General features: G+C 62.4%; 25 protein-coding genes and 1 pseudogene. 20 read left to right on the plus strand and 6 right to left on the minus strand.

Translation table 11 applies throughout. From position 1 onward, the window contains the following. Positions 1 to 20: 20 nt before the first annotated feature. Both gshB and GLP43_RS03940 read left to right on the plus strand, forming a co-directional pair. Positions 21 to 956, plus strand: coding sequence for a glutathione synthase (gshB, locus tag GLP43_RS03935; RefSeq protein WP_237278274.1), 936 nt, complete (start codon positions 21 to 23; stop codon positions 954 to 956). Further along, positions 953 to 1,870, plus strand: a complete 918-nt coding sequence (locus GLP43_RS03940) for an alpha/beta hydrolase (RefSeq protein ID WP_237278275.1) — start codon at positions 953 to 955, stop codon at positions 1,868 to 1,870. Before gshB ends, GLP43_RS03940 begins: the two co-directional genes overlap by 4 nt. Here the strand turns inward: GLP43_RS03940 and GLP43_RS03945 are convergent. Further along, positions 1,836 to 3,350, minus strand: a complete 1,515-nt coding sequence (locus tag GLP43_RS03945) for a YifB family Mg chelatase-like AAA ATPase (RefSeq protein WP_237278276.1) — start codon at positions 3,348 to 3,350, stop codon at positions 1,836 to 1,838. The two genes, GLP43_RS03940 and GLP43_RS03945, sit on opposite strands and share 35 nt — an antisense overlap. Before the next feature lie 120 nt (positions 3,351 to 3,470). Next, positions 3,471 to 4,052 carry a histidine phosphatase family protein gene (locus GLP43_RS03950; RefSeq protein WP_237278277.1) on the minus strand — a complete coding sequence of 194 codons (582 nt, stop codon included), beginning with the start codon at positions 4,050 to 4,052 and terminating at the stop codon, positions 3,471 to 3,473. A gap of 173 nt (positions 4,053 to 4,225) precedes the next feature. On the opposite strand from GLP43_RS03950, the gene GLP43_RS03955 reads away from it, so the two are divergent. The 8 genes and pseudogenes from GLP43_RS03955 (at position 4,226) to GLP43_RS03990 (ending at position 11,724) form a co-directional block, all read left to right on the plus strand. Further along, positions 4,226 to 5,113, plus strand: coding sequence for an RNA polymerase factor sigma-32 (locus GLP43_RS03955; protein ID WP_005851286.1), 888 nt, complete (start codon positions 4,226 to 4,228; stop codon positions 5,111 to 5,113). A 107-nt stretch (positions 5,114 to 5,220) separates the two neighbouring features. Continuing rightward, entirely contained in the window at positions 5,221 to 6,414 is a 1,194-nt protein-coding gene (gene coaBC / locus GLP43_RS03960; protein WP_237278278.1) for a bifunctional phosphopantothenoylcysteine decarboxylase/phosphopantothenate--cysteine ligase CoaBC, read from the plus strand. Between the two features lie 64 nt (positions 6,415 to 6,478). Then, positions 6,479 to 6,928 carry a dUTP diphosphatase gene (dut, locus tag GLP43_RS03965; protein WP_237278279.1) on the plus strand — a complete coding sequence of 150 codons (450 nt, stop codon included), beginning with the start codon at positions 6,479 to 6,481 and terminating at the stop codon, positions 6,926 to 6,928. Positions 6,929 to 7,026: 98 nt separating this feature from the next. Beyond that, positions 7,027 to 7,836 (plus strand): phosphonate ABC transporter ATP-binding protein, encoded by an 810-nt coding sequence (gene phnC, locus GLP43_RS03970; RefSeq protein ID WP_237278280.1) that lies wholly within the window; start codon positions 7,027 to 7,029, stop codon positions 7,834 to 7,836. A 67-nt stretch (positions 7,837 to 7,903) separates the two neighbouring features. After that, complete coding sequence (phnD, locus tag GLP43_RS03975; protein WP_237278281.1) at positions 7,904 to 8,815, plus strand: phosphonate ABC transporter substrate-binding protein; 912 nt, start codon at positions 7,904 to 7,906, stop codon at positions 8,813 to 8,815. 71 nt (positions 8,816 to 8,886) lie between these two features. Beyond that, the gene (phnE, locus tag GLP43_RS03980) at positions 8,887 to 9,771 is read left to right on the plus strand and encodes a phosphonate ABC transporter, permease protein PhnE (protein ID WP_237278282.1); all 885 of its coding nucleotides are present in this window, start codon (positions 8,887 to 8,889) and stop codon (positions 9,769 to 9,771) included. Beyond that, the gene (gene phnE / locus GLP43_RS03985; protein WP_237278283.1) at positions 9,768 to 11,066 is read left to right on the plus strand and encodes a phosphonate ABC transporter, permease protein PhnE; all 1,299 of its coding nucleotides are present in this window, start codon (positions 9,768 to 9,770) and stop codon (positions 11,064 to 11,066) included. Before phnE (GLP43_RS03980) ends, phnE (GLP43_RS03985) begins: the two co-directional genes overlap by 4 nt. Next, positions 11,066 to 11,724, plus strand: a pseudogene (locus tag GLP43_RS03990) (chloramphenicol acetyltransferase). The gene phnE (GLP43_RS03985) and the pseudogene GLP43_RS03990 overlap by 1 nt, the downstream one beginning before the upstream one ends. Positions 11,725 to 11,736: 12 nt before the next feature. Here the strand turns inward: GLP43_RS03990 and phnF are convergent. Beyond that, positions 11,737 to 12,450, minus strand: coding sequence for a phosphonate metabolism transcriptional regulator PhnF (phnF, locus tag GLP43_RS03995; RefSeq protein WP_237278284.1), 714 nt, complete (start codon positions 12,448 to 12,450; stop codon positions 11,737 to 11,739). Between the two features lie 102 nt (positions 12,451 to 12,552). Between phnF and phnG the strand changes: the two genes are divergently transcribed. The 10 genes from phnG to GLP43_RS04045 all read left to right on the plus strand — a co-directional run bounded on the left by phnG (position 12,553) and on the right by GLP43_RS04045 (position 22,095). Further along, on the plus strand, positions 12,553 to 13,008 hold the full coding sequence (gene phnG, locus GLP43_RS04000) for a phosphonate C-P lyase system protein PhnG (RefSeq protein ID WP_443069472.1): 456 nt from the start codon (positions 12,553 to 12,555) through the stop codon (positions 13,006 to 13,008). Beyond that, positions 13,008 to 13,568, plus strand: a complete 561-nt coding sequence (phnH, locus tag GLP43_RS04005; RefSeq protein WP_237278286.1) for a phosphonate C-P lyase system protein PhnH — start codon at positions 13,008 to 13,010, stop codon at positions 13,566 to 13,568. The genes phnG and phnH overlap by 1 nt, the downstream gene beginning before the upstream one ends. Then, a complete protein-coding gene (locus tag GLP43_RS04010; RefSeq protein WP_237278287.1) occupies positions 13,568 to 14,728 on the plus strand; it encodes a carbon-phosphorus lyase complex subunit PhnI in 1,161 nt (386 codons plus the stop codon). Before phnH ends, GLP43_RS04010 begins: the two co-directional genes overlap by 1 nt. Then, positions 14,725 to 15,594: an alpha-D-ribose 1-methylphosphonate 5-phosphate C-P-lyase PhnJ gene (locus GLP43_RS04015; RefSeq protein WP_237278288.1), complete on the plus strand. Its 870-nt coding sequence runs from the start codon at positions 14,725 to 14,727 to the stop codon at positions 15,592 to 15,594. Before GLP43_RS04010 ends, GLP43_RS04015 begins: the two co-directional genes overlap by 4 nt. Further along, positions 15,591 to 16,361: a phosphonate C-P lyase system protein PhnK gene (gene phnK / locus GLP43_RS04020; protein ID WP_237278289.1), complete on the plus strand. Its 771-nt coding sequence runs from the start codon at positions 15,591 to 15,593 to the stop codon at positions 16,359 to 16,361. Before GLP43_RS04015 ends, phnK begins: the two co-directional genes overlap by 4 nt. A 5-nt stretch (positions 16,362 to 16,366) precedes the next feature. Continuing rightward, on the plus strand, positions 16,367 to 17,050 hold the full coding sequence (phnL, locus tag GLP43_RS04025) for a phosphonate C-P lyase system protein PhnL (protein ID WP_037954574.1): 684 nt from the start codon (positions 16,367 to 16,369) through the stop codon (positions 17,048 to 17,050). Next, positions 17,047 to 17,622, plus strand: coding sequence for a phosphonate metabolism protein/1,5-bisphosphokinase (PRPP-forming) PhnN (gene phnN, locus GLP43_RS04030; RefSeq protein WP_237278290.1), 576 nt, complete (start codon positions 17,047 to 17,049; stop codon positions 17,620 to 17,622). The genes phnL and phnN overlap by 4 nt, the downstream gene beginning before the upstream one ends. Continuing rightward, positions 17,619 to 18,761 carry an alpha-D-ribose 1-methylphosphonate 5-triphosphate diphosphatase gene (locus GLP43_RS04035; protein ID WP_237278291.1) on the plus strand — a complete coding sequence of 381 codons (1,143 nt, stop codon included), beginning with the start codon at positions 17,619 to 17,621 and terminating at the stop codon, positions 18,759 to 18,761. Before phnN ends, GLP43_RS04035 begins: the two co-directional genes overlap by 4 nt. A 181-nt stretch (positions 18,762 to 18,942) precedes the next feature. Beyond that, positions 18,943 to 19,992, plus strand: coding sequence for a HesA/MoeB/ThiF family protein (locus GLP43_RS04040; RefSeq protein ID WP_237278292.1), 1,050 nt, complete (start codon positions 18,943 to 18,945; stop codon positions 19,990 to 19,992). Between the two features lie 87 nt (positions 19,993 to 20,079). Then, the gene (locus tag GLP43_RS04045; RefSeq protein ID WP_237278293.1) at positions 20,080 to 22,095 is read left to right on the plus strand and encodes a M3 family metallopeptidase; all 2,016 of its coding nucleotides are present in this window, start codon (positions 20,080 to 20,082) and stop codon (positions 22,093 to 22,095) included. A gap of 114 nt (positions 22,096 to 22,209) precedes the next feature. Here the strand turns inward: GLP43_RS04045 and GLP43_RS04050 are convergent, their stop codons facing one another. The 3 genes from GLP43_RS04050 to mrdA are packed head-to-tail and all read right to left on the minus strand — an operon-like array spanning position 22,210 to position 26,229. Then, entirely contained in the window at positions 22,210 to 23,142 is a 933-nt protein-coding gene (locus tag GLP43_RS04050; protein WP_237278294.1) for a 2-hydroxyacid dehydrogenase, read from the minus strand. 7 nt (positions 23,143 to 23,149) lie between these two features. Further along, positions 23,150 to 24,289, minus strand: a complete 1,140-nt coding sequence (gene rodA, locus GLP43_RS04055; protein WP_037943167.1) for a rod shape-determining protein RodA — start codon at positions 24,287 to 24,289, stop codon at positions 23,150 to 23,152. Then, positions 24,286 to 26,229, minus strand: coding sequence for a penicillin-binding protein 2 (gene mrdA / locus GLP43_RS04060; RefSeq protein ID WP_237278295.1), 1,944 nt, complete (start codon positions 26,227 to 26,229; stop codon positions 24,286 to 24,288). The genes rodA and mrdA overlap by 4 nt, the downstream gene beginning before the upstream one ends. Between the last annotated feature and the right edge of the window lie 6 nt (positions 26,230 to 26,235).

Raw genomic sequence — 26,235 nt, forward strand, 5'->3', positions numbered from 1 at the left:
GAACAACAGGGAGACCCCTTATGAAAATCGCCTTTCAGATGGACCCGATCGGGGACGTGAACATCAACGCGGACAGCAGCTTTCGCCTGGCCGAAGAAGCACAGGCGCGCGGGCACGCGCTTTTCTACTACACCCCCGATCACCTCGCCTATCAAGAGGGCCGCATAACCGCGCGGGGGCATGATCTGACCGTACAGCGTGTGCAAGGTGACCATGCCACGCTGGGTCCCGAGCGCGAGGTTGATTTGGCGGATTTCGACGTGGTCTGGCTGCGACAGGATCCGCCGTTCGATATGCATTACATCACCTCGACCCATTTGCTGGACCGTCTGAAAGAGACAACGCTGGTGGTGAATGACCCATTCTGGGTGCGGAACTACCCCGAAAAACTGCTGGTGCTCGATTTGCCGCAGCTGACCCCGCCCACCACAATCGCCCGTGATCTGGATACGATCAAAGCGTTCAAGGCGAAGCATAAGGATGTCATCCTCAAGCCGCTATACGGTAACGGGGGCGCGGGTGTCTTCCGTCTGGACACCAATGATCGCAACCTCAGCTCTTTGCACGAACTGTTCACCGGTTTCTCGCGCGAGCCGTTGATCGTACAGAAATTCCTGCCTGCTGTGTCCAAGGGCGATAAACGGGTGATTCTGGTGGATGGCGAAGCCGTCGGGGCCATCAACCGCGTCCCGGCAGAGGGCGAAACCCGGTCGAACATGCATGTGGGCGGACGCCCCGAGAAGGTCGGCCTGACAGAGCGTGACCTTGAAATTTGCGCCGCCATCGGCCCGTTGCTACGCGAGAAGGGGCAGATTTTCGTCGGTATCGATGTCATCGGCGACTATCTGACCGAGATCAACGTGACCTCCCCCACCGGCATACAAGAACTGGAACGTTTCGACGGCACCAATATCGCGGCTAAGATATGGGAAGCGATAGAGCGTAAGCGCGCATGAGCTTGCTGCGCCCTCTGCTGAACGGCTATTTACGTTTGGTAGAGAAGCGCAAGCTGGCGCGCACGCGCGATGTGCACAAGATACGTCGCGATTTCGCGAAAACCGCGCGGCTGCTGTTTCGGGCACCGCGCGGCACCCAGATCACCCGCAGCCGCTTGGTTGGCGCGGGCGAGGTTCTGCGGGTGACCCCTGCGCAGACACGCTCTGATCTGGTGGTATTTTACATTCATGGGGGCGGTTTCGTGTTCGGCAGCCCCGATACCCACGGGGCGATGCTTGGGGCCTTGGCGCAGCGTCTGGGGGCTGCGGCGGTCTTGCCCTATTACCGTCTTGCCCCCGAAGCGCCGTTTCCCGCCGCAATCGAAGATGTCGCCGCGGCGTATCAGGCGTTGCTCGACAGCGGTGTGGCGGCGCAGAATATCGTTGTCGGCGGCGATAGCGCTGGTGGCGCGCTGGCGTTCAATCTGCTCAGCCGGCTTTGTGCAGGCAGTGGCCCCGTGCCGCGCGCGGTTTTTGCCTTTTCACCGCTGACCGATTTTCTGCACGAGGGGGCCAGCTTCCGCGAGAATGCGGCGCGAGAGGCTGTATTGCCCGCCACGCAGGCCGGTCTTATGGCAGAGATGTATCTGGCCGGTGCCGACCCCCGCGATTCGGCTGTAAGTCCTTTGCTTGCGACCTATCCAGGGGCGCCGCCAATCTGGATCACCGTCGGTTCCACGGAGATTTTACGCGATGACGCGCGCCGGATGGCAGCGCATTTGCGGGATCAAGAGGTTACCGTGACGCTGGAGGAAGCGCAGGACCTGCCCCACGTCTGGCCGATATTCCACAATACCCTGCCCGAAGCGCGGGCCACGCTGGACGCATTGGCGCGCTGGATCACGCAAGTGCCACCGACGGCAGCCGAAAGCTGAGCGCTTCGGCCAGATGCGGTTTGCGCACGTCGCCGGCCCCGTCCAGATCCGCGATGGTGCGCGCCACACGCAATACCCTGTGATACCCACGCGCCGATAGGTGAAACCGCTCAGCCGCGCGGGACAGCAGTTGCCGCGCCTCCGTATCTGGGGCGGCGATCTGTTCCAGCAGATCCCCTTCGGCATCTGCGTTCAGGGCCGCTGTGGGATGGTCGGCAAATCGGTTGTGCTGGCGGCGGCGCGCGGCTTGCACCCTTTGGGCGACTTCCGCCGAGCCTTCCGCACTGGGGGGCAGGTCAAGGTCGGTATAGCCCACGGGCGGCACGTCTATGCGTAGGTCGAAGCGGTCGCGCAGCGGGCCTGACACGCGGTTCATATAATCCTCTCCGCACGCGGGGGCTTTGCTGCAGGCGCGGGAAGGATCGCTGAGATAGCCGCATTTGCAGGGGTTCGCCGCGGCGACAAGCATGAACTTGCACGGGTATTTCACATGTGCATTGGCGCGAGCGATCATCACCTCGCCCGTCTCAACGGGTTGGCGTAGGGTTTCGAGCACGGTGCGCGGAAATTCGGGGAATTCATCCATGAACAGCACGCCGTTGTGGGCAAGGCTGACCTCCCCCGGTTTGGCCAGCCGACCACCGCCAATGATCGCCGCCATAGACGCCGTGTGGTGCGGTTCGCGGAACGGGCGCAGACGCGAGATGCCGCCATCATCCAGAAGCCCGGCAAGCGAGTGGATCATAGAGGTGCTGAGCGCCTCTTGTGGGGTCAGCGGGGGGAGGATGGAGGGTAAACGCGCCGCCAGCATGGATTTACCCGAGCCGGGCGTGCCGACAAACATCAGGTGATGACGTCCCGCCGCCGCGATTTCCAAGGCGCGTTTGGCGCGTTCCTGCCCTTTCACATCACGCAGGTCATGTTGGCTGGGGCTTTGGGTGACTTCGCCCGGTGTGGCAGGCGGCAGCGGGGTTTGGCCGGTATAATGCCGCACCACCGCGCCGAGGCTGGGGGCCGCGATCACCTGCGCATTGCCGACCCAAGCCGCTTCGGCACCTGAGGCAGCGGGACAAAGCAGGCTACGCCCGTTTTCCGCCGCAGCCATCGCCGCAGGCAGCGCGCCGATCACGGGGATCAGGCTCCCGTCCAGCGAAAGTTCGCCCAAGGCGACGGTGCTTTGGATGACATCATTTGGCAGGATATCGATCGCCCCCAGCAGGGCCAGCGCGATGGGCAGGTCGAAATGGCTGCCTTCTTTGGGCAGGTCGGCCGGGCTGAGGTTGATCGTGATCCGTTTGCTGGGTAAGGCGATGGCCATCGCACCAAGCGCGGCACGGACCCTTTCGCGCGCTTCCGACACCGCTTTGTCGGGCAGGCCCACGATTGAAAAGGCGGGCATGCCGGCAGAGAGTGCGCATTGCACCTCGACGATGCGCGCGTCGATGCCCTGGAATGCGAGCGTATATGCCCGTGCGACCATTCTACCCCTGATGCCTTGCGATACCTCAGGGGTAGGGCGGGGGTGTTTAATAAGCGTTAACGAACGTGGGAAGCGCGGGATTTGAGTTTAATTGGCAAAATGAAGGTAGGGGCGGGGCCGTCAGACTTGATGGTTGATCGTGCCGATGTCCCATCCCTGCGGGGTGATGTGGATATCCGTGACCGACAGGTTGTCGATCTTATGGGCCATCGCGGCATGGGCATCCACACCAAGCGCGCGTTGGACCTGTGTCAGGATCACGCCGAAATGCGCCACGGCGATGATATCTGTGTTCGGATGGGCCTGTGTGATCCGGTCAACGGCGGCGTTGATCCGGCGGGCCGCGTCATTCCAGCTTTCGCCTTCGGGGGCGGCGATGTCACCCGGGGTGGTCCAATAGGCGCGGCTGAGCTCGGGGTGGCTTTGCGATACATCGCGGGCGTGCATGCCGTCCCACAGCCCGAAATCAAGCTCGCGCAGGTCACGGTCATGGGGCAGGCGCAGGCGGCTGGCAGAGGCCAGCGTATCGGCGGTGGCAGAAGCGCGGATGAGGTCGGAGGATACCATCATGGCAGTTTGCGGGAGATGCGCGTTTAGCCGCGCGATCAATGCGTGATCGGACAGATCGGCGGGGACATCGCGCCATCCGACAAAGTTTTTCTCGTGGGTCGGGCCGTGGCGCACCCAATGCCAGATTGTCATGATCAGCGCGCCTTATTCGCCCAGTGGTTTGCAATTTATTTAGCGTCATTGTCACAAAGTCAAAGCAAGCTGCGCGGAAAAAAAGCCGATTCTTTTTTGATTCCGCGTGAACCAACGGGCGGTTTTCCGCGTTTACATGAAAAGGCGCAGTCAGATGTGCCTCAATAATAGGGATGGACATCATGACGCTGGCGCAATCACGTGAATTTTCTTTGACCCGCACCGCAATGAAAGCAGAGCTTTTGGATGCGGAGACAGAGCTAAAGCTTGCCTATGCTTGGCGGGACGAACGCGATGAGGAAGCGCTGCACCGGCTGATCACTGCTTACATGCGTCTAGCTATCTCGATGGCGGGTAAATTCAAGCGCTATGGCGCGTCGATGAATGATCTGATCCAAGAGGCCGGATTGGGCCTGATGAAAGCCGCCGACAAGTTCGACCCCGACCGCGGGGTTCGCTTTTCTACCTATGCCGTCTGGTGGATCAAGGCGAGCATTCAGGATCACGTCATGCGCAACTGGTCGATGGTGCGCACCGGCTCTACGTCCTCTCAGAAATCGCTGTTCTTCAACATGCGCCGTGTACAGGCACGTCTTGAGCGCGAGGCCCAGGCCGCGGGCGAGACCCTGGACAAGCACCAGCTGCGTCAGATGATTTCTACCGAGATTGGCGTGCCGATGCATGACGTCGAGATGATGGAGGGGCGTTTGTCCGGCTCTGACTTCTCGTTGAACGCGACGCAATCGGCAGAGGATGAGGGCCGCGAGTGGATCGACGCGCTGGTCGATGACAGCGCGCAGGCCGCCGAACGTGTCGAGGAAAGCCACGACACGCTGACGCTGCGCAGCTGGCTCTTGTCGGCGATGCAGGCCCTGAACGAACGCGAACAATTCATTGTGCGGGAACGCAAGCTGCGCGACCAGCCGCGGACGCTTGAAAGTCTGGGTGCCGAGCTGAGCCTGTCGAAAGAGCGTGTGCGCCAGCTAGAGGCCGCGGCCTTTGGCAAGATGCGCAAAACGCTTGAGACACAATCCTCCGAAGTGCGCCACTTCCTGATGTGAGCCCCCAGATATGATCCCGCGGTCTGCGCGCTCTGCCGCAGGAACGGGCTGGCGGAAAATGAACCGCCCCCCTATGGTCGGGACGAACACCGACGACGGGGGCGATCATGCTGGCTGGGAAACATATTCTGCTGATAATCGGGGGCGGCATTGCCGCTTTCAAATCCCTTGATCTGATCCGCCGCCTGCGCGAACGCGGGGCCACTGTGACGCCCGTGCTGACCCGCGCGGGCGAAGAGTTTGTGACGTCGCTGTCCGTTTCGGCGTTGGCGGGGCAGAAGCTTTATCGCGACTTGTTCGATCTGGGCGACGAGGCCGAGATGGGGCATATCCAGCTCAGCCGCGTCGCGGATCTGGTTGTGGTGGCCCCTGCCACGGCGGATCTGATGGCCAAGATGGCGAGCGGCGTGGCGAATGATCTGGCCTCTACCCTATTGTTGGCGACAGATACGCCGGTGCTGATTGCGCCGGCGATGAACGTGCGCATGTGGGACCACCCCGCGACGCAACGCAACCTTGCGACCCTGCGCGGTGATGGCATCCATGTGGTCGGCCCGAATGATGGTGATATGGCCTGCGGAGAATTCGGCCCGGGGCGCATGTCTGAACCGCTTGAGATCGTCGCGGCGGTCGAGGCGCAGCTCGCCGATGGTCCGCTAAAGGGCCGACGTATTCTGGTGACCTCCGGCCCTACGCACGAGCCGATTGACCCTGTCCGCTATATCGCGAACCGGTCATCGGGCGCGCAGGGCACAGCGATCGCGCGCGCGCTGGCGGCATTGGGTGCCCGGGTGATCTTTGTCACCGGTCCGGCCGACGTGCCCCCGCCGGAGGGGGTAGAGGTGATCCGCGTGCAAACGGCGCAGCAGATGCGGGAGGCGGTAGAGGCCGCCTTGCCCGTCGACGCAGGCGTGTTTGCCGCGGCGGTGGCGGATTGGCGCATGGCCAGCGCCAGTGCTCGCAAGCTCAAGAAATCGAAAGACGGGCTGCCGGTGCTGAGCTTTGCGGAAAACCCCGATATCCTGAAAGCCGTCAGCGCGGCGGGTGCGCGGCGGCCCAAGCTGGTCGTGGGCTTTGCTGCCGAGACGAATGACGTCGTTGAAAACGCCACGGCGAAACGGCTGCGCAAAGGCTGCGACTGGATCGTTGCGAATGATGTCTCACCGGCGACAGGCATTATGGGCGGTGCGGAAAATGCTGTGACCCTGATCACGGATGCGGGTGCCGAAAGCTGGCCGCGTATGGGCAAGGATCAGGTGGCACAGCAGTTGGCCGCGCGCATTGCAGAGACGTTGCGCTAGAGTTTTCTTGCCTTCGGCTAGGATTTAAAACCATTTGGAAAGTGCGCGTGCGGTGGAGCGGATGATGAGCGAGATCAAATTCAAACGGGTCAGCGGCAATGATGATCTGCCGCTGCCGTCCTATACCACTGCCGGGGCGGCGGGGATGGATTTGCGGGCCTTTCTGCCAGACGGGCCTATGGAATTTGTGAAAGGGCAGATCAGTCTGATCTCTATCGGGTTCTCGGTCGAGCTGCCGCGCGGGACAGAGATGCAGATCCGGCCACGGTCGGGCTTGGCGTTGAAGCACGGGTTTCTGATCCCCAATGCGCCCGGCACGGTGGATAGCGACTACCGCGGCGTGGTGATGGTCGGACTGTACTATGTGGGGGATGCGCCTTTTGTTATCCGGCACGGAGATAGGATCGCGCAGGCTGTTATTGCACAGGTTCAACAATACGCCTGTGTCGAGGTCGATGCCTTGTCCGATACCACGCGCGGGGACGGCGGGTTCGGCTCTACCGGCCTGAAATAGGGCTGATCGCGAAAGGTTCCGCTGTCGTGAAACTTTCATAAAGCTGAAACGAATGTGAATTAATGCCGCCCTAGGTTCCCCGAAAAAAGGGGAACCGAATGCTTCAGCTTCAAGCCGTCACCAAAACATTTGGCGCGAATACAGCCGTTCACGCAGCGAGCTTTTCCGTCGACCGCCCGATGATGATTGGCATCATTGGCAGTTCCGGTGCCGGTAAGTCGACGCTGCTGAGAATGATGAATTGCCTGACCCCTGCCAGTTCGGGTGAGATTCTGGTCAACGGGCGCGACATTACCAAGCTGCGCGGGGCCGAGAAACGCGACTGGCAATCCCATTGCGCGATGATCTTTCAGCAGTTCAATCTGGTGCCGCGTCTGGATGTGGTATCGAACGTGCTGCATGGCACGTTGAACCGCCGGTCGACATTGGCGACGATGTTCAACCTCTACCCCGAGGACGACATCATCCGCGCCATCGATATTCTGGACCGTCTAGGCATTGCCGAGCACGCTCCCAAACGCGCCGAGGCCCTGTCGGGCGGGCAGCAGCAACGTGTCGCCATCGCGCGTGCGCTGATGCAGGACCCCACGATTATTCTGGCCGATGAACCCATTGCCTCGCTTGATCCGATGAACGCGCAGCTGGTGATGCAGGCGTTGCGGGATATCCACGAACAGGATGGGCGCATGGTGATCGCGAACCTGCACACGCTGGACACCGCGCGTCGCTATTGCGACCGCGTGATCGGCATGCGGCAGGGGCGGGTCGTGTTTGACGGCACACCCGCGCAGCTGACCACCGGTGTGGCACGCGACATTTACGGGGCGGATGCCAGCTTTTCCGAAGCGACGACATCGACCCAGATCGAAACGCTGTCCGCCCGTCCCGAAACGGTGGCGGCGCAATAACCCCAACCAACTTTTCATCCCCAGCCTCCGATCCTCGGGGGCCTATCTGCAAAAAGAGAGACGACCGATGAACAAACTACTTGCTGCTGCTCTGGCGACGACCACCCTTGCAACGGGTGCTGTGGCCCAAACCGAAGCCATTTCCGAATTCCGCATCGGCATTCTGGGCGGCGAGAACGCGCAGGACCGGATGAATTCGAACGAATGTATGCGCGCCATGACCGAGGATGCCTTGGGCGTCCCGACCAAGCTGTTCGCGCCTGCCGATTATAACGGCGTTATTCAGGGTCTGATGGGTGGCACGCTGGACATGGCATGGTTGGGTGCTTCCGCCTATGCCGCGGTATATCTGCAAGACGCCGAAGCGGTTGAGCCTGTGCTGGTGAAAATCAACGTGGACGGGTCCTACGGCTACCACTCCATCGGGTTTGCCCGCGCCGACAGCGGCATCACCAAGCTAGAAGACGTCAAGGGCAAGGTCTTTGGTTTCGGTGACCCGAACTCCACCTCGGGCTATCTGATCCCGTCGATCGAGATCCCCCAGATGGGCGAAGAGATCACCATGGAGTCCGGCGCGTATTTTGGCGAGGTCAAGTTCACCGGCGGTCACGAGCAGACCATCGTTGCGGTCAACAATGGCGACATCGATGCAGGCGTGACCTGGGCTGATGGTCAGGGCAACTGGGAAGACGGCTACAACTCCGGCGCGCTGCGCAAGGCCGTGGACGCAGGCCTGGTCGATATGAACGATCTGGTGGAAATCTGGCGCTCCAAGCCGATCCCTGAAGGCCCCGTCGTGCTGCGCACCAGCCTGCCTCAGGACGTCAAAGACAAGATGACCGCGCTGGTCGACAGCCTGCACGAGAACGACCCCGAGTGCGCCTATGGTGTGGCGGCGGGCGAAAGCCTTGGGTTCGATCCGATTACCCATGACGCCTATGTGTCGATCATCGAAGCCCGCAAGGCAAAATCGAATTGATCCAAGTGATTTAAGCACTGTCGCTGGCTCCGATCCGCATCGGGGCCAGCATTTTTACGTAAGGGCTTCCCATGACCGCGACATCGCAAACCGACCCTGATCTGGCAGGGATTCAGGAAAACTATCTGGCACTGGCCCGATCAAAACGCTGGATGAATCTGGTGCTGCTGATCCTTTTCGTGGCGCTGCTGGTGGGTGGATTTAACACCGCAGGCAACCGCAATGCGGGCGGGTTCTGGGACGGCTTGCCGAATATTCTGGATTTCCCCGCCGATGTGATCGGCGAAGCGATAGAACGCGGGCACCTGCTGCCCGGTTATATGGCGAAATACCTGCCGTCGCTGATCGAGACGGTGAACATCGCCGCCGCCTCGACCCTGCTGGGGGCGATGGTCGGGCTGTTCTTGTCGCTGATGGTCACGCGCGGGTTGGCTCCGGTGCCGTGGCTCGTGGGCCCTTTGCGCCGCGTCTTGGATCTGCTGCGCGCCATCCCCGAGATTGTCATCGCGCTGGTGCTGATCTTTCTGCTGGGGGGCGGGCCGGTGCCTGCGATGATCGCCATCGCGCTGCATACCATCGGTGCCTTAGGCAAATTGTTCTCGGAAGTGAATGAAAACGCATCGCTCAAACCGGTAGAGGGGCTTGCCTCTGTCGGGGCGGGGTGGAGCCAGCGCATGTGGCTGGGCGTGATCCCGCAGGTGGCCCCGAACTACATCAGCTATGCGCTCTTGCGGTTCGAGATCAACATCCGCGCCTCTGCGATCCTTGGCTTCGTCGGGGCAGGGGGTATCGGCTATGACCTGCGCAACACCATGAGCTGGGGGCAGGGCAAGTTCGACGACGCCGCTGCCATCTTCCTGCTGCTGTTCCTGACGATTGTGATCGTCGACCAGCTTTCTTCTGTTTTCCGTAACCGTCTGACCCACGGCCTGCCGAGCGCAAAGGTGACCCTATGACCGCGACCGCCCTTCACACCCAGACGATGGTCCATTTCTCGCGCAAGCGCATGACTGCATTGGCGTTCCCTGTGATGGTACTGGCCTATTTCGTCTATATCTTCTTTGCCTTCGATATCGCGGGGCTGGGGGATCGGATCAATGTGCGTAATGCGCGCACGCTGGTGGCCGATGCCTATAGCTACAAGACCCATGTCACGCAGGATAACCGCGACGGCGCGTTTTCCATCGCGATCGAAGGGGAGCGTAAGGGCGCATATGAAGCCGGCACGGCCCCCGATTGGGTCACACTGGGGGATCGCCCTGTCGCGGATCTGGGGGGCGGGCATATCGTGACCTTCGGCCCGCAGGTAAGCTATGACATCCCAGCCTATGGCACGATCGTGGCCGAGCCGGGGCAGCGCGGCGTTCAGGCGACATTCCCGCCCGGCGATGTGCCCGACTATATCAGCGCGTCCAAGAACCGTGTGATGATCAACACAGAGGCAGGGCGGCTGACGATCACCCGCAACCGGACCGAGGTGTTCAAATACGACTACGGGTGGGAGCTGTTCTTTTTCACGCTCGACAGCCCCTATCACGGGATGGGCCCGGTCGCGCTGATGGGCCGCGCGTTCAGCGGTGAAGCGGGCGCGATTTTTCATGACTTCTGGACCAACCGCATGTGGCGGCACAGTGATGTGGCCTGGGCGCTCTACGAGACCTTGCTGATGGCCTTTCTGGGCACATTCGGCGCGGCGATCATCGCCCTGCCGTTGGGGTTCCTTGCGGCCAAGAACTTTACCCCGCTGCGATCCTTGCGCTTTGCTGCGCGGCGGATGTTCGATTTCCTGCGCGGTGTCGACGGGCTGATCTGGACCATCGTCCTGTCGCGGGCCTTTGGGCCGGGGCCGCTGACCGGTGCGTTGGCGATCCTGCTGACCGATACGGGGTCTTTCGGCAAGATGTTCTCGGAAGCGCTGGAGAATGTGGACGGCAAACAGATCGAAGGCATCGCCTCTACCGGGGCCAAGCCGCTGCAACGCTACCGCTTTGGGGTGATCCCGCAAATCGTGCCCGTGCTGCTGAGCCAGATCCTCTATTTCCTTGAATCCAACACCCGCTCCGCGACGATCATCGGGGCGATCACCGGCGGCGGTATTGGTCTGCTGCTGACCCAGGCGATTGCTACCCAAAAGGACTGGGAAGAGGTGACCTATTATATCGTGCTGATCGTGCTTATGGTCATGGCGATGGACAGTTTCTCGGGCTGGCTGCGCCGCAAGCTGATCAACGGTGACGAGGGCGGTCACTGATGCCGCGCCTGACTGCCGACAGCCCCTTCATCCACCCCGACTGCGAGATCAAAGATGCCACATTCGGAGCCTATACAGAGGTCGGGCGCGGGTCGCGGATCGCCCACAGCCAGCTTGGCGACTACAGCTATTGTGACCGCTACGCCGACATTGCCAACACCACCGTGGGCAAATTCTCGAACATCGCGGCCTATGTGCGGATCGGGGCCACAGACCACCCGATGGAAAAAGCCAGCCTGCATCACTTTCACTACCGCGCGGGCGACTACTTTGACGATGCGGCTGACGATGACGCTTGGTTCGCACACCGTCGCAGCCGGCGCGTTACCCTTGGCCATGACACATGGCTTGGCAATGGCGCACAGGTCCGGCCAGAGGTAACGATCGGCCACGGCGCGGTTGTCGCGGGTGGGGCCATCGTGACCAAGGATGTCGCCCCCTATATGATCGTCGCGGGTATTCCCGCGGTGCCGCTGCGGGCGCGGTTCAGCGCGGGCATCGCTGACCCGCGGTGCCGCTGCGGGCGCGGTTCAGCGCGGGCATCGCTGACCGGATGATGGCGCTGGCGTGGTGGGACTGGCCCCATGACACCTTGCACCGCGCGCTGGATGATTTCCGCACGCTGTCAGTCGAGGCATTTCTGGAGCGCTACGAATAACGCCACGCGATCTCAGGTATCTGCCAGTGTTAGGGTCACTTTGTCCCCTGCGAACCACGTGCGCCCGTATTCCAGCGGTTGCCCTTGATCATCCACATTCAGGTTGATCGTGCGCAAGATCGGTGCGCCCTCGGCCACGCGCAGATGCAGCGCTTGGGTGGCGCTGGCGAGCTTGGCGTTGATGCGGGTCGAGGCACGGGTATAATCCGTCACGCCCCCGAGCCGCAGCGCCGCCGTTACGGATTGCGCCTGTTCAAGATGCGCCAGCATGTCGGGGAAGCGCGCGGCAGAGAAGACGCTGCGAAACAGCGCGATCACCTGACCGTCGGCAAAGGACAGCCCCTCGCAGACCTGCACCTGTGCGTTCTGCGCCAGCGCAAGTGCGTCGCTTTCTTCGGGGCGCGCGGTGCGGGTTTCCAACGTCAGGAACTCCTTGCTTGGCATCCGCCCCTGCGCCGACAGGTTCTGGTGAAACCGCACGCGGCGGCCAATCGGGTAATCGGTGGGGGTCGAGGTCACGAACACCCCCGCACCGCGCCGCGGCAACACCAGCCCTTCGTCCGTCAGCGCCTTGATCGCGTGCCGCACCGTGTGCCGGTTCACCCCGAACCGCGCGGCCAGCGCGCTTTCGGTCGGCAGCTTGTCGTCGGGGCCATAGACACCCGCTGCGATGTCGCTGCGCAGACTATGGGCGATGGCGGTCCAGATCGGGGTGCGTTGGGGCATGTCACAAATATTTCGCAAAAGGAGGGCTTGGCGCTGGTCGGCGTCACAGGTAGTATTTGTCTAGTTGTATAGACAACTCGAAAAGGTGTCTAGATGAATATGATGAACTCAGAAATCGACCCCAACGCGCCTCGTAAGGCGTGGTTGGGGCTGCTCGCTAAATCCCCTGCTACCGAGGTCGCGCGCCTTTGGGCCGCCTATGGCACCAACCCAGACCACAGCATTCTACGCGCACCGGAAATCGGCGGCGTGATGGTGCGCGGGCGGGCAGGGGCCGTGGGGGCCGCGTTCAACCTTGGCGAAATGTCCGTCACCCGTGCGTCTGTCAAACTGGGCTGCGGTACGGTGGGCCACGGCTATGTGCAGGGCCGCAGCAAGGACCACGCGCTGCAGACGGCGCTGATTGACGCGCTGATGCAAACCGACGCGGCGGCGCAGGTAGAGGCCGCGATCCTCGCCCCCCTGCGCAAGGGGCGCGACACGGCCAAGGCCACCCGCGCGGCCAAGGCGGCGGCGACCAAGGTGGATTTCTTTACGATGGTACGAGGGGAAGACTGATGCAGACACACGCTTTGGAGGGCGGCTTTACCGACGCCCCGATCGACGCCGCCCGCGCCTTTCGCGGGCTGATGACTGCGATGGCTCGCCCCGGCACGATCTGTGACGTCTCAGGGGCCACGCCGCCCGCCCCGCTTGGCGCGGCCGCCGGCACCGCGATCCTGACGCTGTGTGATCCCGATACGCCAATCTATCTCGGCACCTCTTGTGACACCCAAGATGTGCGCGATTGGATCACCTTTCAGACCGGCGCGCCCTTTGTGCCGCCCGCACAGGCGATGTTTGCCGTCGGGGCGTGGGATGATCTTCCGCTCTGCGAATTTGCCATCGGCACCGCCGAATATCCCGACCGGTCAGCGACGGTGGTTGTCGAGATGCCTGACCTCACGTCTCTGGGTGCGACCCTAAGCGGTCCCGGGATCAAGGATACCGCCAACCTGTCGCTGCCGGATACTGCCGCGTTCCAGCGCAACGCCGCGCTGTTCCCGCTGGGGCTGGATTTCATTTTCACCTGCGGTGACCGGCTTGCCGCGCTGCCACGCACGACGAGGGTTCGCTGATGTATGTTGCAGTCAAAGGGGGCGAACGCGCCATCGACAACGCCCATACCTGGCTGGCCGAGGAACGGCGCGGGGACCGTGATGTGGCGGAACTGGGGGTAGACCAGATCCGCGAGCAGATGACGCTCGCCGTCAATCGGGTGATGGCGGAAGGGTCGCTTTATGATCCCGACCTTGCCGCGCTGGCGATCAAACAATCGCGCGGCGATCTGATAGAGGCGATATTTCTGATCCGCGCCTACCGCACCACGCTGCCGCGTTTTGGCGGCTCTAACCCCGTGGATACGGCCACCATGGCCTGCGACCGCCGCGTGTCTGCAACGTTCAAGGATGCACCCGGTGGGCAAGTGCTGGGGCCAACATTTGACTACACCCACCGTCTGCTGGACTTCAAACTCGCCGCCGATGGCGAGTTTGGCGAGATGCCGCAAACAGAGCCTAATGCAGGCGAAACGCCGCATATCATGGGGTTCCTTGATCGCGAGGATCTGATCCAGTCGGAACCCGCTGGGGCGGACACACCGGACGATCTGACCCGCAGCCCGCTGGAGCTTCCGGCGAGCCGTGCCTTGCGTTTGCAGGCTCTAACACGGGGGGATGAGGGGTTTATCCTTGGCATGGCCTATTCCACCCAACGGGGCTATGCGCGCAACCACGCCTTTGTAGCAGAGCTGCGCATCGGTGCGGTCGCGGTCGAGATGGATATCCCCGAGCTCGGCTTTGCCATCGACATCGGCGAGATCACCCTGACCGAATGCGAAACCGTCAACCAGTTCAAAGGCTCTAAAACCGAACCGCCGCAATTCACGCGCGGCTACGGGCTGGTCTTTGGGATGACTGAACGCAAGGCGATATCAATGGCGCTGGTCGACCGCGCGCTGCGCTGGAAAGAACTGGGAGAGGATAACCTAGGTGCCCCCGCGCAGGACGAGGAATTCGTGCTGTATCACGCCGACAACATCCAGGCGACGGGGTTTCTGGAGCATATCAAACTGCCTCACTACGTCGACTTCCAATCCGAACTGGAGCTGATCCGCAAACTGCGCCGCGAGGCACAGGCATCAGAGCAGGCATCAGAACAAGCGGCGGGACAGTCCGAGGGGGAGGGCCCCTCCGGGGGGAGTTTAAAAGGCAAAATGAAGGAAGGGGTGGCGTCATGAGCGACTATAACTTCGCCTATCTGGACGAGCAGACCAAACGCATGATCCGCCGCGCGATTCTGAAAGGTTTGGCGATACCTGGGTATCAGGTGCCTTTTGCCAGCCGCGAGATGCCGATGCCTTATGGCTGGGGCACGGGCGGTGTGCAGGTTTCGGCAGCGGTACTGACGCCCGAGGATCGCTTCAAGGTGATCGATCAGGGGGCGGATGACACGACCAATGCCGTCTCTATCAGGCGGTTTTTCGAGAAAACGGCGGGCGTTGCCGTGACCGAGGCCACCACAAAGGCCAGCGTTATCCAGACCCGTCACCGCATCCCCGAAACACCCCTGCGCCAAGACCAGATCCTTGTCTATCAAGTGCCGATCCCCGAACCCCTGCGGTTTCTTGAACCGTCAGAGGTCGAGACACGCAAGATGCACAGCCTTGAGGAATACGGATTGATGCACGTGAAACTTTACGAAGACATCAGCCAGCATGGCGCGATTGCCACGGCCTATGCCTATCCGGTCAAGGTCGAGGGGCGCTATGTCATGGATCCGTCCCCGATCCCCAAGTTCGATAACCCCAAGCTCGAGATGGCGGGAATCCAGCTGTTCGGCGCAGGCCGCGAACAGCGCATCTATGCGGTGCCGCCCTATACGCAGGTGGTTAGTCTGGACTTCGACGATTATCCGTTCGAGCCGACCAAGGCGGATCATGCCTGTGATCTCTGCGGCGCGACGGACAGCTATCTGGACGAGCTAATCATGGATGACGCCGGCGGGCGGATGTTCATGTGTTCGGATACGGATTACTGCGGTGCGCGACGTGCGGCGGGGCATCTGGGTGCGCAGGGCGCTCCGTTGGCGGAGGACGCGGCATGACGCCTTTGTTGCAAGTAAAAGGCATCGCCAAGATGTACGGCGCACGGATCGGCTGCACCGACGTGTCGTTTGATCTTTATCCGGGCGAGGTGATGGGCATCGTCGGGGAAAGCGGGTCGGGCAAGTCGACGCTTCTGAACTGTTTGGCAGGGCATTTGCAGCCCGACGCCGGGGCCGTCCGTTTCGACACCCGCGCCGAGGGCTTGCGCGACACGGTCATGATGAGCGAGCCTGAACGCCGCATGTTGTCGCGCACCGACTGGGCCTTTGTGCATCAGCACGCCCGCGACGGCTTGCGCATGAATGTCAGCGCAGGCGGCAATGTGGGCGAGCGGCTGATGGCCGTGAACGCACGCCATTATGGCGACATCCGCGACAAGGCGATCGACTGGCTAGGCCGTGTCGAGATCAGCGCCGACCGGATTGATGACCGGCCCACGGCGTTCTCTGGCGGTATGCAACAGCGCTTGCAGATCGCGCGCAATCTGGTGACGGGCCCGCGATTGGTGTTCATGGATGAACCCACCGGCGGTCTGGATGTCAGCGTGCAGGCGCGGTTGCTGGACCTGCTGCGGGGGCTCGTGCGCGAGATGGGGCTGAGCGCCATAATCGTTACCCACGATCTGGCTGTGGTGCGTTTGCTGGCCGACCGGCTGATGGTCATGAAAGACGGCCGTGTGATCGAAAGCGGGCTGACCGATCAGGTGCTCGACGATCCGCAGCATGCCTATACGCAGCTTCTTGTTTCCTCTGTCCTACAGGTATGAACCCGATGATTACTGTTGAAAACGTGTCGAAATCTTTTGTGTTGCACAATCAGGGAGCTGCCGAAATCTCTGTTATGGCGGGGGCGTCGCTGTCGGTGGCACAGGGGGAGTGTATTGCTTTGGTGGGCGCCTCGGGCGCAGGTAAATCGACCCTGATGCGGATGATTTACGGCAATTACCTGACCCAGTCGGGGCGCATTATGGTGGGCGATCTGGATGTCGTGACCGCGGCACCAAGGCAGGTGATCCAGCTGCGCCGCACCACATTGGGCTATGTCAGCCAGTTCCTGCGGGTTGTGCCACGGGTATCGACGCTGGACGTGGTGGCAGAGCCGCTGATGGCCACCGGATCGGACCGCGCCAGTGCCGAAGCGCAGGCGAAAACCCTTTTGCAGAGACTGAATATACCCGAACGTCTGTGGCAGCTGAGCCCCACGACCTTCTCGGGCGGAGAGCAGCAGCGCGTCAATATCGCGCGCGGTTTTGCCTATCCCTATCCCGCGCTTTTGCTGGATGAACCGACCGCCAGCCTTGATCCGGTGAACCGCGCCACCGTGCTAAAGATGATCGCCGAGGCGAAGGCGCGTGGCGCTGCCATCATCGGGATTTTTCACGACCACGCCGCGCGCGACGAAATTTGCGACCGGCAGTTTGACGTGACCCGGTTCACCCCGGGGCTGGCCGCATGACGGGGCGGTTCATTGCAGTCGTCGGGCCTTCTGGTGTGGGGAAAGACAGCGTGATGGAGGGGCTGGCCGCGGCGGACCCGTCGCTTTGCCTTGCGCGGCGCGTGATCTCGCGGCCCGCAACCCTTGGCGGAGAAGCATTCGACGGCGTGTCGGAGCGTGCCTTCAGAAAGGCAGAGGATGACGGTGCGTTTATCCTCAGCTGGCATGCGCATGGTTGGCACTACGGCATCCCGCAGTCCGTCGCCCTAGAGGTGGCGCAGGGGCGCGATGTGCTGGTGAACCTGTCACGGGCCGTCCTGCCGCAGGCGCAGGCTCTCTTTGCGCGGTTTTGCGTGATCTTGTTGCGGGCGGATCATGACATCCTCGCCGCCCGTCTGACGGCGCGCAACCGCGAGGACGCCGCCGAGATCAAACGCCGTCTGGCCCGTGCGGATTTCGCCATGCCCCTCGGTATTCCCCATCAGGTGATCGACAACAGCGGCCCCTTGGCGCAGACCATTGCCACGATACGCCAGCACCTTTCCCAGACAGCCTGCGACGCTGGCCAGTCCAATCAGAAGATGATGCCATGACCCAAGAGACAATTTTCGCCAATGCCCGCCTGATCCTGCGTGATCGCGTCGAAACCGGAACGCTCCGCATCGCAGATGGGGTAATCACCGACATCGATTTCGGCACCGCCGTGCCCAAAGGCGCGCAGGACATGCAGGGCGACTACATCGCGCCCGGTCTGGTCGAACTGCACACGGATAATCTGGAACGGCATATGTCGCCGCGCCCCAAGGTCGACTGGCCGCACCGCGCGGCCATCCTCGCCCATGACCGTGAACTGGCGGGCACCGGCATCACCACCGTGTTCGATGCGATCCGCGTCGGGTCGATGATCTCGGCCGAGCACCAGTACCAGAGATATGCGCGCGGCATGGTCGATACCATTCTGACGATGCGCGCCGCCGGAGCCCTGCGGATCAGCCACCACATCCACCTGCGGGCCGAGATCTGTTCGGAAACGCTGGCCGAAGAGCTGGCCGAATTCGGCCCAGAGGATCGCGTTGGCATCGTCTCTATGATGGACCACACGCCGGGTCAGCGTCAGTTTCGCGATCTGTCGAAATTCGAGGCCTATGTGCGCGGCAAACACAGCTTTGATGCCGCCGCCTTCCAGCGTCATGTGGACTATCTATATGACGTGCAAAATCGATATGGCAAAACCCACGAGGCCGCGACCGTTGCGGCAGCCACCCGATATGGCGCAGCGCTTGCCAGCCACGACGACACCACCGCAGAGCAGGTCGAGACGAGCCACCGCTACGGCGTCCGGCTTGCCGAGTTTCCCACCACGATCGAGGCGGCGCATAGCTGTCATGCCAATGGGATCGCGACCATCATGGGCGCGCCCAACGTCATTCGCGGCGGGTCGCATTCGGGCAATGTGGCCGCCCTTGATCTGGCGAAGGCGGACCGGCTGGATATCCTGTCGTCCGACTACGTACCCGCGGGCTTGCTGATCGCGGCATTGCAACTGGGGGATCTGTGGGGGGATCTGGCGCGCGGGCTCGCGACGGTCACCCACGCGCCCGCACAAAGCGTCGGGCTAACGGACCGCGGCACGATAGAGGTCGGCGCACGCGGCGATGTGATCAGGTTTGCGCGGTTCGACGGCTTGCCGATCCTGCGCGAAACATGGGTCGAAGGGCAGCGCGTCTTTTGACCTGATGCAGCGGCGCGACGCTTGGGGCGCTCTGGCGGGCGGGGCGTAGCTTTGGGGTTGGTGTCGGCGGAAAAATGCTTAGGTTGCCGCTTTAGGGTCTGAACACCCGGAAACAAAGCGGGGGCCTTATGCGCCAATCATTCATGCAACCATATCCCCATGTCACAGGCGGAGGCGTCTGATGCTGTTGGTGCTGGGACTGGCCGCGTTGATCTGGGGCGCGGGAGCCGCGTTCGGCCAGCCGCGCGAACGACGCGTCGTGGTGTTGGGGATGCTGTTTGGTCTGGTGATCGGGTTGAACCTCTTGCTGCCCCAAGCGCACCCCTTGCGCGTGGCGACTGGTGGCTCGGCAGCACCATGGCTGCTGCTGACGGGATTTCTGCTGCTGATCTTTGGCTATAGCTGGGTGTTGAACCGCCTGCGCGCCCGCGCCGAACCGGTGGCCGCACCCACGCCCGCCGCGCAAACCGGCACATTCTCCGAAACGGAGCTGAACCGCTATGCCCGCCACATCGTGCTGCGCGAGGTCGGCGGACCGGGGCAGAAGGCGCTAAAGCAGGCGCGGGTTCTGGTCATTGGCGCGGGTGGGCTTGGCGCGCCGGTGCTGCAATATCTGACGGCGGCCGGTGTCGGCACGATTGGTGTGATCGATGACGACGTGGTCGAGAATGCCAATCTGCAACGGCAGGTGATCCACAAGGACAGCGCCATCGGCACGCCCAAGGTCTTTTCAGCGCAGGCCGAGATGGAGGCGCAGAACCCTTTTGTCACCGTGCGCCCCTATCACCGCCGCCTGACCGAAGACATCGCGGCAGAGCTTTTCGCCGACTACGATCTGGTGCTGGACGGGACGGATAATTTCGATACGCGCTATCTGGTGAACCGCACCTGTGTCGCGGCCGGTTTGCCGCTGATCTCGGGGGCGCTGTCGCAATGGGAAGGGCAGCTGAGCATCTTTGACCCCTCCAAGGGCGCGCCGTGCTACCAGTGCATTTTCCCGCAGGCCCCGGCGGCCCATCTTGCTCCCAGCTGTGCGCAGGCCGGGGTGATCGGCCCGTTGCCCGGCGTGATCGGCGCGATGATGGCGTCCGAGGCGATCAAGCTCATCACCGGGGCCGGTGCGCCCCTGCGTGGGCAAATGCTGATGTATGATGCGCTCTACGGCGAGAACCGCGTGATCGGCGTCTCCAAACGCGATGACTGTCCGATCTGCGGGAACGCGGGCGAATAGTCGACCCGACATGGTGGCTTGGTGCGCGGGTATTGCGATTGTATTGCCCCGCCGCAGTGCATAGCTTGATCCGTAAAGGAGACCGCCATGACAAACCCTTTGCTACAGGATTGGGACACCCCGTTTCAGATCGCCCCTTTCGACAAGATTTCCGACGATGATTTCGCCCCTGCGCTGGACGAGGCCCTGCAGACGCACCGGATGGAGATCGACGCCATTGCCGACTGCGAATATGATCCGACGTTTTCCAACACGATCGAGGCGCTCGAGGAAGCAGGCAGCCAGCTGGACCGCGTGTTGGGCGTGTTCTTCACCGTCGCAGGGGCCGATAGCAACCACACGCGCGAAGACCTGCAGCGCAAATTCTCGCCGCTGCTGTCTGCGCATTTCTCTGACATCTCAAGCAACAAGGCGCTGTTTGCGCGCGTGGCCTCCGTCTGGGAAAACCGCGACAGCTTTGATCTGACGCCCGAACAGGCGCGGGTGCTGATGCTGACCCACCGCGGCTTTGTGCGCGCAGGCGCGGCGCTGGACGGTGCGGATGATGCGCGGATGAAAGAGATCAAGAACCGGCTGGCGGTGCTGGGGACACAATTCACCCAGAACCTGCTGGCGGATGAACGTAGCTGGTTCATGCCGCTGGAGGAATCCGATCTGGAGGGGCTGCCCGACTTTGTCACCGATGCCGCCCGCGCGGCAGGCGAGGAGAAAGAGGCAGGCGCGCCGGTCATCACCCTATCGCGGTCTTTGATCACACCGTTCCTGCAATTCTCGCCGCGCCGCGATCTGCGAGAAAAGGCGTTTCTGGCCTGGCAGTCCCGTGGGGCCAATGGCGGCGAAACCGATAACCGCGCCATCGCTGCCGAGATCCTCTCCCTGCGCGAGGAACGGGCCAAGCTTCTGGGCTATGACAATTTCGCTGCCTACAAGCTGGAAACAGAGATGGCGAAAACACCCAAATCGGTGCGCCAGCTGCTGATGGATGTCTGGACCCCGGCAAAACGCCAAGCGCAGGCGGACGCCGAGGTGCTGACCCGTATGATGCACGACGATGGCGTGAACGCCGATCTGGCCCCGTGGGACTGGCGCTACTATGCACAGAAACGGCGCGTGGCAGAGCATGATCTGGATGAAGCCGCGTTGAAACCGTACTTCCAGCTGGACCGGATGATAGACGCGGCCTTCGACTGCGCCACGCGATTGTTCGCTCTCGAATTCAAGCGCCTCGACGTGCCGCTCTATCACCCCGATTGTCGCGCGTGGGAAGTGACCCGCAACGGCGAACATGTGGCGGTGTTCATCGGTGACTACTTTGCACGCGGATCGAAACGGTCGGGCGCGTGGTGCAGCGCCATGCGGTCTCAGGCGAAATTCCCCGACGTGCAGTCGCCCATCGTGATCAACGTGTGCAACTTTGCCAAAGCCGCGCCCGCGCTACTGTCCTATGACGATGCGCGCACGCTGTTTCATGAATTTGGCCATGCGCTGCACCAGATGCTGTCGGATGTGACCTACGAATCCGTGAGCGGCACATCGGTCGCGCGTGATTTTGTCGAACTGCCCAGCCAGTTGTTCGAACATTGGCTCGAAGTGCCCGACGTGCTCAGCCAATTTGCCACCCACGCCAAAACAGGCGACCCCATGCCGCCCGAGATGCTGGAAAAGGTGCTGGGGGCCGCGAATTTCGACATGGGGTTCGCCACGGTCGAATATGTCGCCTCTGCGCTGGTCGACCTCGAATTCCACGACGGTGCGGCGCCTGCCGATCCGATGGAGAAACAGGCGCAGGTGCTGGCCGATCTGGGCATGCCACCCGCAATCACCATGCGCCACGCCACGCCGCAGTTTGCCCATGTCTTTTCCGGCGACGGCTATTCCAGCGGCTACTACAGTTACATGTGGTCCGAGGTGATGGACGCAGACGCCTTCGCCGCCTTCGAAGAGGCCGGCAGCGCCTTTGATCCCGACCGCGCCGCCGCGCTAGAGCAGCACATCCTATCCACCGGCGGCAGTCAGGACGCGGCAGAACTGTACAAGGCGTTCCTTGGCCGGTTGCCGGGGGTAGAGGCTTTGTTGAAGGGGCGCGGCCTGACAGCGGGCTGAACGCCCGCGGCTGGCCTGCCTTCGGCGAGAGTTTAAGAGGCAAAATGAAGGGGCACGCGGCTACAGCTTCATTTTGCCAAATAAACTCTAATCCCGCCCTCGATACGGGGCGGGTCAGTAGCCTTTGGCGCGATCCACCAGATGCAGGAACTCCTCACCTGCTTCGCCGCGGCGGATGTTTTCGACGATGGCCTGTGCAGCGGTTGTCGCGCGGGTTTCAGCGGCGATGTGGGGCGTGACGGTGACCTTGGGATGCGCCCAATAGGGGTGGTCTGCGGGCAGGGGCTCGACACGGAACACATCCAGCGTAGCATGGGCGATCTGGCCGCTGTCGAGCGCTGCCAGCAGCGCGTCGTCATCGATCAGCGCGCCGCGGCCGGGGTTGATGATACAGGCACCAGCGGGCATTTGCGCCAGCGTCTCGGCATTCAGCGTGTTTTCGGTATCGGGCGTGTTGGGCAGCAGCAGCACCGCGATCTCGGCACGGCGCAGGGCATCTGCGCGCCCGGCGTCCCCATGCAGGCAGGTGACGCCCGCGATGTCCTTGGGACTGCGCGACCAACCGGTGACGTTGAAGCCCAGATAGACCAGCGTTTCCGCCACCGCCGCGCCCAAGGCCCCCAGACCCAGAATGGTGACCTGTCGTTCCTGTGCCAGCGGCGGGGTGCGCGGGGTCCAATCGGTGTCCGTTTTGCGAATGTCCGTGTCCAGCCCCAGATGATAGCGCATCACATGGCCCGTGACCCATTCCACCATCCCCTTGGTCAGCCCCGGGTCCACCATCCGCGCTAAAGGGATCTTCAGCGTCTCGTTATTGGTGATGTTTTCCACCCCCGCCCAGAGGTTCAGCACCGCCTTGGCCCGCGTGTAGGGGGTGAAATCCTGCAAGGGGCTGTTGGGGGCATAGACGATGTAGTCCACGTCCTGCGGGGTGATATCCGTCGATAGATTGGCCGTAATCCCCGCGGCATCAAGTGCTTGGCGCAGAGGCGTTTCATACGTCACCCAGCGTTCGGGGCGCGCGGCGAAAAGGATATTGAGGGGCATGGGCTTCCTATCTGGGGCGGTGGACATGGGCCGATTGTACAAGGCCAAAAGCCAGCAGCAACACCAGCATCGCCGACCCGCCGTAGCTGACCAGCGGCAATGGCACACCGACAACGGGCGCAAGCCCCATCACCATCGACATGTTCACCGCGAAGAACAAAAAGAAGTTCAGCGCGATGCCAAGGGTCAGCAGTGACGAGAAACGGTCCTTGTTGATCAGTGCCGCTGCGACGCAGAAGACGATGATTAGCGCATAGAGACCCAGCAGGGAGAACCCGCCGACAAAGCCGAACTCCTCGGCCAGGGTGGTAAAGATAAAGTCGGTGTGTTTCTCCGGCAGGAAGTTCAGACGCGACTGGGTGCCTTGCATGAACCCGCGCCCCGTCCAACCGCCGGAGCCGAGCGCGATCTTGGATTGCGTGATGTGATACCCTGCGCCCAACGGGTCGGTGCTGGGATCGATAAACGTGTCGATGCGCCGGAACTGGTAATCCTTGATCAGCTGCCACGGCGTGCCGCGTGACTGGAACACTGCCGTCACCAGTCCGACGGCTCCGGTGATGACCACGGCGAAATAGCCCCAGTGCACACCGGCCAGAAACATCAGCCCGCCGCCCGCTGCCATCAGCAGGATCGCGGTGCCCAGGTCGGGCTGTTTCAGCACCAGTGCCGTGGGGATCAGGATCAGCAGCACCGGCAGCAACACCCAAAGCGGGCGCGAGGTTTTCTTGGGCGGGAGCCAGTCGTAATAGGCGGCCAGCATCATCACCAGCGTGATCTTCATCAGCTCGGAGGGTTGCAGGCGAAACGATCCGAGCTCGATCCAGCGCTGCGCGCCCATACCGACAGCGCCGAAAAGCTCTACCCCGATCAGCAGGATCACGGTCCCGAAATAGGCCACGCCTGCGAGGTTTCGCCAAAGCCAGATCGGCACCATCCCCGCGGCGATCATCAGCGCGATGCCAAGTGCAAAGCGTTTCATCTGCGGTTCGGCCCAGGGGGTAAAGCTGCCACCGGCCACGGAGTAGAGCATCAGGAACCCCACCCCCGAAACAGCGGCCAGCAGGATGGTCAGCGGCCAGTTCAGGTGCAGGATTTTGGCAAATCCCGTGGGGACATGTTTGACCGTATATTCAAGGTAGCTCATGCTTGGTCTTTCCCGCTGAAGTCCGCTTGGGGCTGGATCGCGCGCAGGGCTTTTTGCTGCTCGGCGATGCGGCCGCGGTCGGCGGTGGGGTAGGCCTCTAGCGGCGGTTCGCCGCCATAGATCGCTTGCAGTATGACATCGCGGGCGATGGGGGCCGCTGCGGTCGATCCGCCGCCGCCGTGTTCCACCAGCACCGATACCGCATAGCGTGGCTTGTCATAGGGGGCGAAGGCGACAAACAGCGCGTGGTCGCGGCGTTCCCAGGGCAGGTCCTCGTTGCGGCTGACCCCGCGCGCGCGTTCGGCCGCGGTGATGTTGCGCACCTGACTGGTGCCGCTTTTGCCGGCCATGCGCACATCCTCGGCGATGACGCGCGACCGGTAGCCGGTGCCGCGTCGGTCGTTCACCACCGAATACATGCCCTTGCGCACCTGCCGCATGTTGTTCTCGTTCATGCCCAATGGCTCGCCCGCGCCGCTGGGTTGTTCGACACCGTCGATGGATTTGATCAGCCGTGGGACCACGGCGCGGTTGGTGGCGATCCGCGCGGTCATCACCGCCAGCTGCAGCGGCGAACTGAGGGTGAAGCCTTGCCCGATAGAGGCATTAACCGTGTCGCCGATCACCCATGAATCGCCCTTGGTCGCTTGCTTCCACTCTTTCGTGGGGGCAAGACCGGCGGCGACCGAGGACAGCGGCAGGTCGTGTTTCCAGCCGAGTCCAAAGCGGTTTGCCATGGCCGAGATTTTCTCGATCCCGACTTTCATCGCCAGATCATAGTAATAGACGTCGCAGGATTGCTTGAGCGAGTTCTCAAGGTCGATCCAGCCGTGACCTGCGCGTTTCCAGCAGTGGAAACGGCGACCACCGACCTCCAGGTGGCCGGGGCAATAGACGGTTTCTTCGGGGCCGACGATGCCCTCTTCGAGGGCGGCCAGGGCCACGACCATCTTGTAGGTCGATCCGGGCGGGTAGGTGCCCTGCACGGTCTTGTTGACCAGCGGGCGGTATTCCGATTGCAGCAGCGGGTTATAATCGGCCGAGGATATCCCCCCGATGAACAGGTTCGGGTCGTAGCTGGGCGAAGACGCATTGGCGACCAGATCGCCGTTCTCGCAATCCATGATCACGACGGCGGCGCTTTCGTTGCCCAGACGGGCCTGCACAAAGTTCTGCAGTTTGGAATCGATGGTAAGCTGCAGGTCCGCCCCCGATTGCCCTTCGCGGCGGGCCAGTTCGCGCATCACACGGCCGGTGGCGTTGACCTCGACCTGTTTGGTGCCGGCAGAGCCGCGCAATAGGGATTCCTGTCGGGCCTCTACGTTGATCTTGCCGATCTGGAACCGGGGGATGCGCAGCACCGCGTCGGGGTTTTCCAGCGCATCCAGATCGGCTTGGCTGACGCGGCCTACACGGCCGACAATATGCGCAAAGTCCGACCCGCGCGGATAGACACGGGTCAGGCCGACCTCGGGGCTAACACCGGGCAGGGCGGGGGCGTTGACCGACACGCGGCTTACCTCGTCCCATGTCACATCATCGGCGACAGTCACCGGCAGGAACGGGGCGGAGCGTTTAATCTCGGCCATCGCGCGGTCGCGCATTTCGGGATCAAGGTCGATGACCTTGCCCAGCCGGTCCATCACCGCATCCACATCATCGGCATCCTCGCGCACGATCACAATCCGGTAGGACGGCACGTTTTGTGCCAACCGCACGCCGTTGCGGTCAAAGATTTCGCCTCGTGCAGGCGGAATCAACCGGATGTTGATCCGGTTCTCTTCGGCCAGCAGGCGGAACTGGTCAGCCTGATCGACCTGCAAGTAATTCATCCGCGCGGCCAGACCGCCCATGAACAGCAGCTGCGCGCTGCCCAGCAAAACAGCGCGGCGGCTGAGCTTGGAGTGGCTGGCGTCGCTATCGGCCCTGCTGCGTCTCATCTTGGT

It is taken from the genome of Sulfitobacter sp. M39 (genome assembly GCF_021735935.1).
Classification (GTDB): Bacteria; Pseudomonadota; Alphaproteobacteria; order Rhodobacterales; family Rhodobacteraceae; genus Sulfitobacter.

What these genes read in the sequence shown, in the direction of transcription:
- phnH (WP_237278286.1), top strand. Translation starts at nt 13,008, where the DNA reads ATGCAGACACACGCTTTGGAGGGCGGCTTTACCGACGCCCCGATCGAC.
- GLP43_RS03945 (WP_237278276.1), bottom strand. Translation starts at nt 3,350, where the DNA reads ATGGTCGCACGGGCATATACGCTCGCATTCCAGGGCATCGACGCGCGC.
- GLP43_RS04050 (WP_237278294.1), bottom strand. Translation starts at nt 23,142, where the DNA reads ATGCCCCTCAATATCCTTTTCGCCGCGCGCCCCGAACGCTGGGTGACG.
- GLP43_RS03940 (WP_237278275.1), top strand. Translation starts at nt 953, where the DNA reads ATGAGCTTGCTGCGCCCTCTGCTGAACGGCTATTTACGTTTGGTAGAG.
- phnN (WP_237278290.1), top strand. Translation starts at nt 17,047, where the DNA reads ATGACGGGGCGGTTCATTGCAGTCGTCGGGCCTTCTGGTGTGGGGAAA.
- phnL (WP_037954574.1), top strand. Translation starts at nt 16,367, where the DNA reads ATGATTACTGTTGAAAACGTGTCGAAATCTTTTGTGTTGCACAATCAG.
- GLP43_RS04015 (WP_237278288.1), top strand. Translation starts at nt 14,725, where the DNA reads ATGAGCGACTATAACTTCGCCTATCTGGACGAGCAGACCAAACGCATG.
- GLP43_RS04040 (WP_237278292.1), top strand. Translation starts at nt 18,943, where the DNA reads ATGCTGTTGGTGCTGGGACTGGCCGCGTTGATCTGGGGCGCGGGAGCC.
- phnC (WP_237278280.1), top strand. Translation starts at nt 7,027, where the DNA reads ATGCTTCAGCTTCAAGCCGTCACCAAAACATTTGGCGCGAATACAGCC.
- GLP43_RS03950 (WP_237278277.1), bottom strand. Translation starts at nt 4,052, where the DNA reads ATGACAATCTGGCATTGGGTGCGCCACGGCCCGACCCACGAGAAAAAC.
- GLP43_RS03955 (WP_005851286.1), top strand. Translation starts at nt 4,226, where the DNA reads ATGGACATCATGACGCTGGCGCAATCACGTGAATTTTCTTTGACCCGC.
- gshB (WP_237278274.1), top strand. Translation starts at nt 21, where the DNA reads ATGAAAATCGCCTTTCAGATGGACCCGATCGGGGACGTGAACATCAAC.
- phnE (WP_237278283.1), top strand. Translation starts at nt 9,768, where the DNA reads ATGACCGCGACCGCCCTTCACACCCAGACGATGGTCCATTTCTCGCGC.
- rodA (WP_037943167.1), bottom strand. Translation starts at nt 24,289, where the DNA reads ATGAGCTACCTTGAATATACGGTCAAACATGTCCCCACGGGATTTGCC.
- phnF (WP_237278284.1), bottom strand. Translation starts at nt 12,450, where the DNA reads ATGCCCCAACGCACCCCGATCTGGACCGCCATCGCCCATAGTCTGCGC.
- phnE (WP_237278282.1), top strand. Translation starts at nt 8,887, where the DNA reads ATGACCGCGACATCGCAAACCGACCCTGATCTGGCAGGGATTCAGGAA.
- GLP43_RS04010 (WP_237278287.1), top strand. Translation starts at nt 13,568, where the DNA reads ATGTATGTTGCAGTCAAAGGGGGCGAACGCGCCATCGACAACGCCCAT.
- dut (WP_237278279.1), top strand. Translation starts at nt 6,479, where the DNA reads ATGAGCGAGATCAAATTCAAACGGGTCAGCGGCAATGATGATCTGCCG.
- phnD (WP_237278281.1), top strand. Translation starts at nt 7,904, where the DNA reads ATGAACAAACTACTTGCTGCTGCTCTGGCGACGACCACCCTTGCAACG.
- GLP43_RS04035 (WP_237278291.1), top strand. Translation starts at nt 17,619, where the DNA reads ATGACCCAAGAGACAATTTTCGCCAATGCCCGCCTGATCCTGCGTGAT.
- coaBC (WP_237278278.1), top strand. Translation starts at nt 5,221, where the DNA reads ATGCTGGCTGGGAAACATATTCTGCTGATAATCGGGGGCGGCATTGCC.
- mrdA (WP_237278295.1), bottom strand. Translation starts at nt 26,229, where the DNA reads ATGAGACGCAGCAGGGCCGATAGCGACGCCAGCCACTCCAAGCTCAGC.
- phnK (WP_237278289.1), top strand. Translation starts at nt 15,591, where the DNA reads ATGACGCCTTTGTTGCAAGTAAAAGGCATCGCCAAGATGTACGGCGCA.
- phnG (WP_443069472.1), top strand. Translation starts at nt 12,553, where the DNA reads ATGAACTCAGAAATCGACCCCAACGCGCCTCGTAAGGCGTGGTTGGGG.
- GLP43_RS04045 (WP_237278293.1), top strand. Translation starts at nt 20,080, where the DNA reads ATGACAAACCCTTTGCTACAGGATTGGGACACCCCGTTTCAGATCGCC.